General features: G+C 46.8%; 9 protein-coding genes. 1 reads left to right on the forward strand and 8 read right to left on the reverse strand.

Features of this window, described 5'->3' with window-relative positions; all coding sequences use genetic code 11:
• Positions 1 to 14 precede the first annotated feature (14 nt).
• Positions 15 to 707 carry a FadR/GntR family transcriptional regulator gene (locus BM210_RS19775; RefSeq protein WP_091172574.1) on the forward strand — a complete coding sequence of 231 codons (693 nt, stop codon included), beginning with the start codon at positions 15 to 17 and terminating at the stop codon, positions 705 to 707.
• A 21-nt stretch (positions 708 to 728) separates the two neighbouring features.
• Here BM210_RS19775 and BM210_RS19780 read toward each other — a convergent pair whose 3' ends face one another.
• From BM210_RS19780 to BM210_RS19815, 8 genes are all read right to left on the reverse strand, one after another.
• Entirely contained in the window at positions 729 to 1,976 is a 1,248-nt protein-coding gene (locus tag BM210_RS19780; protein ID WP_091172575.1) for a hypothetical protein, read from the reverse strand.
• A 130-nt stretch (positions 1,977 to 2,106) separates the two neighbouring features.
• The gene (locus tag BM210_RS19785) at positions 2,107 to 2,988 is read right to left on the reverse strand and encodes an ROK family protein (protein WP_371263507.1); all 882 of its coding nucleotides are present in this window, start codon (positions 2,986 to 2,988) and stop codon (positions 2,107 to 2,109) included.
• A gap of 40 nt (positions 2,989 to 3,028) precedes the next feature.
• Entirely contained in the window at positions 3,029 to 4,033 is a 1,005-nt protein-coding gene (locus tag BM210_RS19790; protein ID WP_091172578.1) for a zinc-dependent alcohol dehydrogenase family protein, read from the reverse strand.
• Between the two features lie 181 nt (positions 4,034 to 4,214).
• Complete coding sequence (locus BM210_RS19795; RefSeq protein ID WP_091172580.1) at positions 4,215 to 6,260, reverse strand: CBM96 family carbohydrate-binding protein; 2,046 nt, start codon at positions 6,258 to 6,260, stop codon at positions 4,215 to 4,217.
• A gap of 62 nt (positions 6,261 to 6,322) precedes the next feature.
• Positions 6,323 to 7,471: a peptidylprolyl isomerase gene (locus BM210_RS19800; protein WP_091172582.1), complete on the reverse strand. Its 1,149-nt coding sequence runs from the start codon at positions 7,469 to 7,471 to the stop codon at positions 6,323 to 6,325.
• 67 nt (positions 7,472 to 7,538) lie between these two features.
• Positions 7,539 to 9,434 (reverse strand): heparinase II/III domain-containing protein, encoded by a 1,896-nt coding sequence (locus BM210_RS19805; protein WP_091172584.1) that lies wholly within the window; start codon positions 9,432 to 9,434, stop codon positions 7,539 to 7,541.
• Positions 9,435 to 9,560: 126 nt separating this feature from the next.
• Positions 9,561 to 11,204 carry a type 2 periplasmic-binding domain-containing protein gene (locus tag BM210_RS19810; RefSeq protein ID WP_091172586.1) on the reverse strand — a complete coding sequence of 548 codons (1,644 nt, stop codon included), beginning with the start codon at positions 11,202 to 11,204 and terminating at the stop codon, positions 9,561 to 9,563.
• Positions 11,205 to 11,476: 272 nt separating this feature from the next.
• On the reverse strand, positions 11,477 to 12,364 hold the full coding sequence (locus tag BM210_RS19815) for a carbohydrate ABC transporter permease (RefSeq protein WP_091172588.1): 888 nt from the start codon (positions 12,362 to 12,364) through the stop codon (positions 11,477 to 11,479).

A 12,364-nucleotide genomic window follows, 5' to 3' on the forward strand; every position in this document is an offset into this window, starting at 1 on the left:
AAAGGACGGCTCCCATGCTGATTCCAAAAGCTTCCGCTGTGGTTTCCGAAGCCATACGCGAACAAATTAATAAAGGTGATTGGCCTATAGGTTCCCGGCTTCCGTCTGTTGAAAAGCTGGCTGAGCTCTTTCAGGTAGGACGCTCCACGATCCGCGAAGCACTTGCCTCGCTGAAGGCACAAGGCTGGGTTGACGTACGACATGGCGGAGGCACCTTCGTGCTCAAGGATAAAGAGCCCGTCAATGGTGTATGGCAAGCTCCTGAAATTCACGATATCAAACAGCTACAGGCTTGGATTGAGCTTCGCTACATACTTGAAACGGAAAGCGCAGGCTTGGCAGCCAAACGTCGTTCGGCTGAACAGATAGCACAGCTTAAACAAATCATTCAGGAAATGATGACGCTCCAGGAGGAGAGCCAGCTCGATCAGGCCGACATCCGCTTTCACGTTGCGATTGCCCAAGCGTCGGGAAATCCGCTGCTTGCGGGAACGCTCGAATCGTTATTTTCTTCGATGGGCCCGATCATGCGTGAAAGCCGCCGTCTGTGGCTGTTTGCCGAGCAGAGCGAAGCGTCCAGATTGTCAGACGAGCATCTTCAATTGGTTGAAGCGATTGAAAATGGCTCCTCCACACTCGCCAAAAAACGAATGGCCTCTCATCTGCGCAAAGTGGAGCAAACGCTGCAAAGGCTCAGCAATAGCTGAATCAATAGCTGAATGGAGTTATTATTGGCTATCCGATAATGCATGATGGTAAAGCTCCAACTTGTCGTTACGGTCTTGAAGAAAGTATCCGCGCCCTAAATATTGATAGCTCGTATTGAACTTAAGCTGAGGCTGAAGGCTTTGAGGTTCCAACAAATAGCGATTCAGAGATTGACGCTTACTATTCATCGTTAATACCTGAAGGCTCGAATTGATATCATCTGGATACAATCTGTTGCTTTTTTTCTCACCCAAATAAGCCTCTGAGACAAGCTCGCCCTCTGGCATGAACGAAGCTTGAACCTCTCCTGTTTGGTTATTGATTTTATTGAGAACTCCGCTGCTGTCATGGTAATAAATATCGTTGCCCATCGTAATCAGCCTGGCGCGCGAGCCCTTTGCTAATGATAGAGACCACAATGGAACTCCATCCTCATAAACGACTATTTGTTGTTCTGCATTTGAAGTATTTTCCGCTGTGAGTTCGCCCGGAGGTTTCGATGAATGCAATATCGTCTTTCCATCCTCAAGCAAACGCAGATCGGCAGATTCATACCGTTCCGGCGCATAATAAAGGGTTTCATTTCCGCTCCACTCATACATTCTAAACGCACTATAACCACCGTTTTCATTCCCTGACTTGACAAAGGAGCTCACTAAATAACCATTCGAAAATAATGTAACCGTACCAGGTAACTTATGCTTCTCAAGTAAGGAGCCGTTCACGTCGAATTTGCAAAGATAATTAAACGAGTTGCTCACATCGCCAAAAACGGTGATCCAGAAAGATCCATCTTCATTTAGATAGAGCCCCCCAATCCGTTTCGTTCCAAAATCCCCTTGGGCCCAGAGTGCAGATGGTTCCCAGGCTGCTTGACCATCGGGCTGGATAACTTGCAGATCATCTTGGGTTTCATTGCCTGAAACGATAAAGACATGACCATCTGCCCCCTCTGCCAAGGTGTCATCAAAAAACTTTGCATAAAAAGAATACTGCCATAACAAACGCCCATCGGAGCCAATAGCCAGAACCACAGTATCTTGAGTTTCTCTATCTCTTTGCCATACATATAAAGTTCCATCTTTTCCAATATGTTTAGTTGAGTTATAAACAGAGTTCAGATTGATAAAATCCTTCTGATCGATCGTCCACTTATGTACAAAGGTATCGTTAGTATTCGCTAGTTCTGCAGCTTGAATGGGTTGAACTGTTAGTAGCGGTGTTAGGGTTAGGGTCATGACTAAGAGCAAGAGTCTTCGCAGTTTCATTGTAATCTCCCCTATATAGAGTTCGTTGTCGCTGTTGTTCATCATTCCTTGCCTATTCATTACATTACAAAAAAGCCCCTCAATCCTTGGTCCACAAGCATTGAGGGCCTCTCAGCACACCTTAAATCTTCTATTTACGCTCTAGCTCCTGCCGTGCCAGAACTAAAGAGCCGCTCAAGCCAGCATTGTCACCCAAAGCTGGAGGCACAATGTATTCCCCGATTTTTTCAGGTGTTAGCTCTTCCTTTTGGACATAGCCGTTTAATATACTCATAACATGACGGTGGACTAACGGAAATAATTGCTTTTGCTTCATAACGCCGCCGCCAAGAATGATTTTTTTAGGGGAAAGAATATAGATGAAATTCGTAACTGCCTGCGCTAAATAGTAAGCTTCAAACTCCCAGACCTGTTCATTCTGCTCCAGCTCAATGCCTTTACGGCCCCAGCGCTTCTCGATGGCAGGACCTGCAGCCATACCCTCCAGACAATCGCTATGATACGGACAAGCTCCATTATACGTATCCTCTGGATGACGTTTTATTAAAATGTGTCCCATTTCCGGATGGAGCAAACCATGCAGCAGCTTTCCTTCGACAACGGCTCCTGCACCGATTCCGGTACCTACAGTAACGTATACGCAGCTATCCAGTCCTTTGGCTGCCCCCCATTCCGCTTCTCCAAGCGCTGCAGCATTTACATCGGTATCAAATCCGATAGGCACATGAATATGCTTGCGCAGTTCATTCAGGATCGGATATTGACTCCAATACGGCTTGGGTGTTGTCGTAACACTGCCGTAGGTAGCACTTTCCTTGTTCAAATCGATCGGACCAAACGAACCGATTCCAATCGCCTCAACATGCTTGTCTTCATAATAACGAATCACTTGACCCAAGGTCTCTTCCGGTGTTGTTGTCGGAAAGCTGATTCGATCCATAATTTCCCCATGCTCATTGCCAATCCCACAAACAAATTTAGTTCCTCCTGCTTCTATTGCTCCCAAAATCATAATAATATGTCTCCTCCATCAATAGCGATTGGCTTGATTTTTAATATACAATAACACCTTTGTTTACATTCATTTTGGGATAGTCACCCATCACCTGCGGAATTTCCGTAAGCTTAAACTTATGGCTGATTAACGGTTCTATACGGACGATCCCCTGTTGAATGAGGGCAATGGCTTCTTCATGCGTGTGAGGATTAATAAAAGAGCCCAATATACGAAGCTCCTTGGCAAATATTGCAAACGGCGACACCTTGATCTGTGTAGTAGGAGAAGCGACTCCAAACAGCAGTACCTGACCGCCTTTGGCTGCAGCTTCAATCGCCAGTTCCATCGACTCCGGACGTCCAACGCATTCAATAACAACATCGGCCTGACTACTCAACCGCTCCACAACATCCGCAGTCGGGCTTACAACCTCATCTGCCCCCAAAGCAAGCAAAGCTGCATGCTTCTCTGCCGCAGGGTCACTGACAATAATTCGGGCTGCTCCCTGCTTCTTAACCAGCTGTAGGAAGAGTTGTCCGATAAATCCGCCACCAATCAATAGTACGGTATGAATCGGACGAATATCAAGCTTTTTGAAACCATGCAGCACACAACCCAGCGGCTCAACCATAGCCCCTTCGATATAGCTCAATGAATCTGGAAGCAGGTAACAATTGGCTGCAGGAGCTACGCAATATTCGCCCATTCCGCCGTCCCGCGTAACGCCGACAGCCTGAAGATGATCGCACAGATTGATCTGACCATTGCGGCAATATCGGCAGCTGCCGCAGTAGATGTTGGGATCCACCGATACACGATCCCCTACTCTAAGAGCAGTGACACCTTCTCCGCATTCCGTTACTTCTCCAGCAAGCTCATGACCGAGCACAATGGGAGGAGTCACTGCTGCAGAACCCGGATTTCCGTGATAAATATGTTGATCCGTACCGCAAATACCACAGCCCTGAACACGAATTCTAACTTCTCCGGGTAAAAGCTCGGCTGACTCCCACGCGACTACTTCGATATGATGCTTCCCTTGCAATACCGCTGCCTGCATGTCTTCATCTCTCCTTTAGTTTAAATGCACTTTATCTATAGCTTACACCGTATTGGGACTTTAAAAGATCATTCCAGCTGGTGCCATATACTTCTCAAATCTTAACAAAAAAACAACAGCCCTACAATACGAAGCAAGTCACATGAACGACTTTGTATTGTGAGGCTGTTTATTCAACTTTTTAAGGCGTGATATTCAGATGCGGCCGTCCTCCGATATCAGTGCTTTCTCTTGAAGTATAGGAGACATTCCCGTTCGAATTCACAGGGGATGTACTATAAACCCGAATGGAAAGCTTCTTTCCGCTCGACATAGCCGCTTGTAACTGAGTAGTCACATTAATTGTGATCGGCGTGCCGGCCGTAATGGTATAGGTACCAAGAACTGTGCTGGAGGCTGGCTTGGTGTTCCATGTTATGGCCCCTTCTGTCCATGTGTTGTCGCTAACCAAGGCTACCTCATTCTGGATACCGGCTGAGGCCGCCACTGTTGGTGTGAGTGTAATCGATGCCGCTGATACGGTTCCGCTATAACTGCCAAAATCAAATTTAAAATAACCATCACGCTTGTAGCTTGTTAAGTCGTTCTTGGTATCTATCGTAACTGCAGTAGTTCCTGCCTGATTGATTCCGGCATAGGTTCCATCACGCACCGTAGCATCATCCACAGCAGTCCATACATTGGGAAGAGCCACGCCGGCACCATTGTAAGCACCGCGGTTCGGAGCGCTCGAAGCAGATACGGTATTCCCCCAGTAGTCCTTGCCGCCATTACTGCTCATGAGCACACCTGATCCCAGAGCAGGCGAACCCGTTCCGAGCTTGTAACCATTAACCGAATTTAATCCTGTGCCTCCGCTGCCTGCACCTGCTAAGAGAGGATCGGTAGTAAGCTTGTGTGCGTCGCTCGGCTCGCTCGCAGGATGATTCCCATAGAAGACGTTATAGTCGTAAACATCATTAGCTTTCACTGAATATCCACCGCTGCCCGAGTTGTACACGATATTATTTTTGAAATAGAGCGGATTGCTGCCGCTTAAGCCAGTCGTAATGCTTGTGCCTAAGCCTGAGCGAATATAAAAGGTGTTATTATAAATATTTGCATTTAGCGGCGTGTAGTCGCTATTAAATTGAAAAATCCGTGCACGGTCATTTTGGCTGATGTTATAACGAACAATCATATTGTCGTTACGGATCGATCCGTTGCCCATGACTAGAAGAAACCCACCTTCATTGTCATGGCTGTAATTGTATTGGACCGTACATCCAGTCAGATTATAATCACAATCGAAGCCCTGTCCATCATTGGTCGTCTTCGTATTATAGGCTTCATTATACTGCATCACCGGATTGGTGCTGTTAATGGCCCATATCGCAACATTATAGTGGGTATCCCGCGCATGGGCTGTGTTTACAACATTATTTTGGATTAGGCCATTTATCGATGCACGCATCACAATGCCATCTCCGCCGATATCATTCAACGTATTATTACTGATGACGAGATTCGTATAAGGCTCGAAATATCCGCTGCCGTCATTATTGCCCCAGGAGCTTCCATTGCTAATTCCGGTCCGGTCGGCGCTTTCCACTGTATTGCCGTCGATCAAAACATCGTTCCACTTCGTGCGTACAGCGTTACCAGACACCGTAATATAAATGCCCCCAGTAACTTTTAGTGCATCCGTGTTCGTTCCCTTAATATCGTGAATATACAGATTCTTAATATAAAAATGATTATAGGACCCTACATCCTGCGCTTCGACTTTAACCCCGTATCTGTCACCTTCGGCTGCCGCTGTATTGGTTACCTCCAAATTATTAATTTCCCAATACTGCTGGTTGTAAAAGTATACAGTCGCTCCGGTCAACCCGTTACCGTTAATAATCGGCTTATTCCCCGTACCGTACTTATCAATAATAATTGGAGATCCGGCTGAGCCGGAGCCAAGCGGATGTAATTGCCCCGACCAGGTAGAACCTGATTTAAAAAGAATTTTATCACCTGGCTGAAAGGTAATGCCGTTTACTTTCATTAAGCTTTGCCAGGCAGTTCCGGTGCTAATTCCATTGTTGCTGTCGCTGCCGCCTGCAGAATCTACATAATAGGTCGTATTGTTGGCATAGGTGGTAGCCGTCCAGGAAGGTACGGACAAAACGAACGTCAGCATAAGTGAGAAGACCAGACCGAGCGGCAGGCAAAAACGAAGGGCCTTGGTTAATATCATTAATCATTCTCCTCTTTAATTAAAATAAAAGCGTTTACAAGATCCTGATGCAAAAAATATAATTATCGCATCTGGATTTGTTGATATCCCTGCTCCATAATCACCACCTTTGCTGCCTCAAGAAGCTGCTTCACCTTGGACTCGTACCTATCGTCAATCATTCGCTGCCTGACACTATCCTTGACCTCTCTGTAGGGCCTGTAATCACCTTCTTTCCGCTCCACGGTCTGGATAAGACCAAAGCTGTTAGGAGTCATTTCCAATACGCCGCTGATCTGGCCGGCAGGCAATGAAAGAGCTTCGTTCATCATCAGCTCGTCGGGATTATGAATATCTCGCCTGCGCAATTGATCTTCGTTAATAACTAACTCTTCAATAATCCAGTGTGACGTCTCATCTCGCTTCAAGCTTTGGCGTAATTCCTGAATATCTTCGCCTTTTTCAAGCCGAAGTTTGATTTGATCTATTTTTGCCTTTGCTTCGAGTTTGGCAGTTTCATTCGGAATTCCCGGCAGCGTGGAATAGGGGATCACTATTTTCAGTGCTTTCAGTTGTCCAAATCCTTGATACAGCTTACCCTTCAGCTCCTCATACTGGTCAATCAGCTCTTGTTCAGATAAGGGCTCTTCTCGATCACTTAAAGCTGCCTTTAATTGGTTGACCATCGTCGAATACACATAAGTATAGTAGCCCCACTCATCGTATTGCTGTGGCCCATAAATAACACGATGGTTATTCACAGCCTCCTTTCTCCTCTGATTCTCTTTGGCCCATTTATCGAGAAACGACGAATAATCAGGATCTTCCAGCAGCCCATATTGCTGTGCCAGCAGCTGCTGAACCTTTACCCGCTTCATTCGCTCTAAGGCCAACTGCTTGGCTTTTTCAAAAGGAACCTCACCCTGAAAGCTGGTAGTCCAAAAAGAAGGTGAGTCATTGGCATCGTATTTTTGTTGGAAATATCCGCTAACCAGCGCTTTTACCTGTGCTAAAAACAGATGAAATTCCCGTTCATCTATAGCTGCCCCATTTATATAAGCCACCGTTGGATTAGTTTGATTCGATGAATAGGGCAAATTCCCAGGCTCTGCTGCGTGTACTGGATTGCTCCATTCTTCCGTATGCTGCCAGGTGATGTAGCCTGTGCAAACAACCGCCGATATAAAGATAGCCATTGCAAAAACGAAGGTTCTGCCGCTTGTTGGTATCATGAGCTCCCTCCCAAAGCCTGGCACATGAAGCACCATGCAAAATAATTGAAAATATGAAGGTTAGACTTCAGACTTCGTCTGCAGTGATACGGAATGACCAATCCCCTTGCACCACCTGCTGCCGGATAGTAAATTTGATTCGATACAAGCTATTCCCCCAAACCTGCTGTAAATTTGTATCAACTACATGAATGTGCTCAAATTCAGCCTGCCATTGTTCATCTTCGAAGCTCACTAGCAATCCATCGCCTTGGGCATCTCGAAGACTGATCACACCCTTACCTGACAACTCGGGACGATGGCAGGTCATCATATGGAGCACGATTTGCTCGGAAGGCTCTGTAAGCTGACATTGCTCCCTCAATCTAATTTCTGCAGCATGTGCATCCCCCCGTTCCATAACTAGGCTGCGGTTCCAGCTGGAGACTCCTGCATGAGCCGGGTATGCGCCTGCCAAATCGAGTTCAAACCGGACAGAGGTTTCGCTTTGCTTGTAAACCACGTTCCGTGCTCTGAAGGGACGTCCTTCCTTTTGCTCGAAGCCATTGATCACTGGAACGCTGTGATAACCGGATTGCATCGTCCAAATTTCATAACGTTCCGGACTAAAAGTTTTGTAAGTGTAAGTCTCGACTCCAATGTCGATCAGGAAAGGCTTGCCATTCCAATAAATCACATAATGACCGATATCGTTATGATTATGGCTCTCGTCGTTATGTCCACCTTTGGCAGCCACATACAAGCCTTGTGACGAGCTGTCATATTGTCGCGCAGCCATCACCTGCAGGTCAGGAAGCCACGTATCCTTGATTAAGGGCCGCGGAAGCGCAAGTTCCTTCTGTATATCCGCATAGGACAACAGGCTGATCATTTCCTGAAAAAAAGAAATCCCCTTCTTGCTCCTGCCTGACACTCGGTAAGAATCAACACCCTTTTGACCCAATGCCTGAAGCTGCTCATCCTGGATCCTCAAGCCGTATAAATGGATCATGCTGTAATCCTGTGAAGCTATTGCAGATCCATCGGCAAAATTAACGAAGTAGTGGTCGTCAATATACATTTTATAAACAAATTGACCCAGCTTTCGGATCAACGGCTGATCATATACTTGAAGGGCTCCCTCTGAGCTGCGGTATATGAGCTCCAAATTGACTAACAGCATACCGGCAGCTCTGGCCCAGTACGATGAGCCTTCATCACAACCGCCGTCTTCAAACTGCACTTCCAGATAACGGTCAAGGCTGCGCAATATTTTATCGATGATAGCCAACTTTTTCTCGGATGCCATTTCTTGCAGCAGCACGACCGTCAGCATATTCGCATTGCACCAGGGGTTCCAATTGTTAACTTCTCTTTCACCAAACCCCATCCACCAGAAATCGTTTCTTTCCATGTAGGGTGTTAGGATGCGGCGTTCGATTTCCACACGGATACGCTCCCGAATAAGTGTGGTTATCTGATCCAGCTGATTATGCAGCAGATGGGAGGTCCACGCCAACAGTGAGGCTGTTTCTCCTGCCGTCAGGTCGAATAGTGGTTCTTTGGTATCCGAGAGCAGCTGCATCGGATTCAAAGATAAGTAATGATGCGCCGGAGCGCACCAGGTTGTCTGCTCGCAAATCAGCCAAATCACATCGACAATCTGCCTCAGAAATCTGCCTTTCGCTTCCAAGCATTCCGCAATCAATAAGGTACAGAGAGCAGCGCGTCTTTCATTATCAACCGAGTCGTAGGGCTTTCTACTACCCTCCTCGAAGTAAGCCATGAAGGCAGAAGCACGTAAAGATGGCCATTCGTAGTTCAAATAAAGCTCCGCTTCGCTGATCCACTCGTTCCGTAATTGCTGCGGAATCTGCTCCCAGGCTTGGCGGTCTTCAAAGGATGGAAATAAGCGGCCGGCCATTTCCTCGCCGAGCATACAGCGATTGATATCAGATAAGGTGATGTAATCGGTCAGTTTCATTAGGTAAAATCCCCCTTGCTATGGTCGTTGGCACAGACAGCTAACCTATTCTTACATACACAAAACCAAAGGCCGTCCCAACAGTAGTTTATCTACGATTGTGACAGCCCAAGGAGTGACTCCTATTTATTTGATGACATCTGTGTACTGCTTTTCGATTTCATTGGCACCAGCTGCTCTTGCTTTTTTCACATACTCATCAAAGGAATCGATCGGCTGCTCGCCCGTAATGATCTTGATGTAATTTTCGGTGGTCAGCTTTTGCATATCAGCCGTGTACTTTCCTGATGCTTCAACGCTTGGCAGGTAAGAAGGGGGAGTACCTGTACCTTTCACCTTGTCGGCAAGCTCATACTTTGCTTTGAAGATCTCCTTTACTACTACAGGATTGTTCGTATACATCCCAAAGGTGCCAACGCCCCGTTGAGCCGATTCGGTCGGGTTTTTCAGCTTGGAGACAACAGCTCCGTCCTTGTTAACCGTGTAATCCTTATCCTTGACTCCAGCACTGGCCAGCATGTAGTAGTCTTTATCCGTCACCAGGGTATCGAGCATTTTTAGAATCGTGTCCAGCTTCCGCGGATCTTTGACTGCATTTTTGGTGATCACGAGTGTTTCATTGTTATAGCCCCAAATATTGGCACCGAAAGCTTTCCCATCCGGTCCTTTGATCGCTTTTCCTAGTGCCCATGTTTCGCCATATTTGGCATCCGGCTTCACTTTCATGAATTCCTGATACACCGCTCCACCCAGATCTCCTTCCGTCAAAGGCGGCGTCCAATGGTAGAACATCACGTTGCCGGTCACTCCCACCCGATTGTTAATAAAGGCATGAGAGGTTGCCCAGTAGCCGCCTTTGTTCTCTCCTGTGACGAATTCGGGATCAATCACACCATCCTTGTACCATTTGGCGAGCAGCTTCAAGCCTTCTTTCATTTCCGGCTGGATAGCATCCATGAGCACCTTGTTATCCTTTACCGTATACCAAAGAGCTGAGTAAGGTGTGGTTCCTTTGATGACATCTGTAGGGATCGGACCAAAGGCGCCAAGGACAGCTTGCATCGCGGTACTGGAAAGCCCGTAGGTGTCCTTTTTACCGTTTTTGTCCGGGTCATTGTTCGTAAACTTGTAAATGGCGTCCTCAAATTCGGCCAGCGTTTCCGGTACTTTCGTAATACCCACATTGTTCAACCAATCCATACGCCATACCAGACTCGTCGGATAGGTGCCATCCAGCTGGAATGCGGATAATCCGTAGTTTTTGCCTTTGTACATGCTGGCACGGAAGGCGGAGCCGGAGGTGTCGTTATCCAATATCATTTTGTAATAATTGGGCGCCTTCTGCTTGATTGTTTCCACCGGAATCTCTGCCGCAACCCCGCTGTCTACGAGCTTGGCAAGCTCAAAGCCCTTCAGCCTGAGAATGTCCGGGATTTCTCCAGAAGCCATTCGCACATTAAACACTTCACTATATTTCTGGGAGTCCGCAGTCCATACATTGATCTTGGCATTAAAACGTTTGGAAATTTCCTGCAAGATCTCCGCATTGGGATCAGGTGCTACGTCATTGATGTTGTAGCCTGCCCATTCAATCGTTACAGGTGCTTCATTCTTCGGCTGTGCAGTCGCTCCTTTATCTGCAGCTGCGGGAGCTGTTGCCGGAGCCGCTGGTGCTGGTGTATTGCCCCCACTGCTGCAGGCTGCCAACGTACTTGCCAACATAGCGGCGCTCATCCAACTGCCTACATGACGCATTACTTTTGGATTCATCTAAGACCCTCCTAAAATGTATGTGATCAACCATCCCGATATGGAAATCGTCAAAAATCCGAGGTTCAAAAGGTCGACTTTTCAGCAACGAGAAGTACAAGTTTTCATAGAAAACTCGCTTCGTAAGCAGTGAAGAAGGAGGAGCGGAGTTTAGGAAAACCTAAATGAGCACCGCACTTCGAGCCTGAATGCAAAATTCGATGCCGAATACGCTTCCTGTGAAACTTCGTGATCAAAAGGTGATTTTTTGAACAACCTCTAAAGGGACGGGGTTAACCTTTTAATGAACCGATCATAACTCCCTTGACGAAATACTTTTGCAGGAACGGGTATACCGCCAGCAAGGGCAGCAGCGATACCATCAGGGCAGCCATTTTCATCGTGTCCGTATTGGCATAAATCGTATTAGCAGTCTCGACTGCCTGTGGCTCCGAGCCCTCGAATAATATCTTGCGCAGAACGAGCTGCAGCACGGCTTTATTGGAATCCTTAAGATAAATCATCGCGTTAAACCATTCATTCCAATGGTAAACCATCGTCCACAAACCGACAGTAGCCAGAATCGGAATTGAAATCGGCAGGATGATCCGTGTCAAGATGACGAACTCGTTCGCGCCATCAATTCGGGCTGATTCCTGAATTTCCTCAGGTAGCGACATAAAATAATTACGGATGATCAACATCGTAAACGTATTAATCGCGACTGGCAGTACCAGCGCCCAGATGCTGTTGTACAATCCCATACCTTTGACAATTAAGTAAGTCGGGATCAACCCCCCGCTAAAAAACATCGTGAATACCATGAAGATCGTCCAAAACTTACGATGCACCAGATATTTCTTCGATAAGGGATATGCTGCCAGAATCATCAAGGTCATGGAGACGATAATCCCAATAAGTACCCGCAGGATCGTGTTCATATATCCCGTCCAAATTTGTTGATATGCAAGCACCTTGCGGTAGCCATCAAAGTCAAACTCCAACGGGATTAAATGAATACCATAGCTGCTAACGACATGCGGCGGACTCATCGAAACCGTAACCACCTGCATGAAAGGGATAATCGTCAATATACTGAGCAGGATCAGGGTTGCATACACAATCGTATCCACGACAAGATCTTCAACCGTTCTCTTCTTGTTCTTGCGTACCGTTTCCAT

Source organism: Paenibacillus sp. 1_12, assembly GCF_900114475.1.
Classification (GTDB): Bacteria; Bacillota; Bacilli; order Paenibacillales; family NBRC-103111; genus Paenibacillus_S.

Coding starts and splice junctions, on each gene's coding strand:
- BM210_RS19775 (WP_091172574.1), top strand. CDS start 15: ATGCTGATTCCAAAAGCTTCCGCTGTGGTTTCCGAAGCCATACGCGAA.
- BM210_RS19780 (WP_091172575.1), bottom strand. CDS start 1,976: ATGAAACTGCGAAGACTCTTGCTCTTAGTCATGACCCTAACCCTAACA.
- BM210_RS19785 (WP_371263507.1), bottom strand. CDS start 2,988: ATGATTTTGGGAGCAATAGAAGCAGGAGGAACTAAATTTGTTTGTGGG.
- BM210_RS19790 (WP_091172578.1), bottom strand. CDS start 4,033: ATGCAGGCAGCGGTATTGCAAGGGAAGCATCATATCGAAGTAGTCGCG.
- BM210_RS19795 (WP_091172580.1), bottom strand. CDS start 6,260: ATGATATTAACCAAGGCCCTTCGTTTTTGCCTGCCGCTCGGTCTGGTC.
- BM210_RS19800 (WP_091172582.1), bottom strand. CDS start 7,471: ATGATACCAACAAGCGGCAGAACCTTCGTTTTTGCAATGGCTATCTTT.
- BM210_RS19805 (WP_091172584.1), bottom strand. CDS start 9,434: ATGAAACTGACCGATTACATCACCTTATCTGATATCAATCGCTGTATG.
- BM210_RS19810 (WP_091172586.1), bottom strand. CDS start 11,204: ATGAATCCAAAAGTAATGCGTCATGTAGGCAGTTGGATGAGCGCCGCT.
- BM210_RS19815 (WP_091172588.1), bottom strand. CDS start 12,364: ATGGAAACGGTACGCAAGAACAAGAAGAGAACGGTTGAAGATCTTGTC.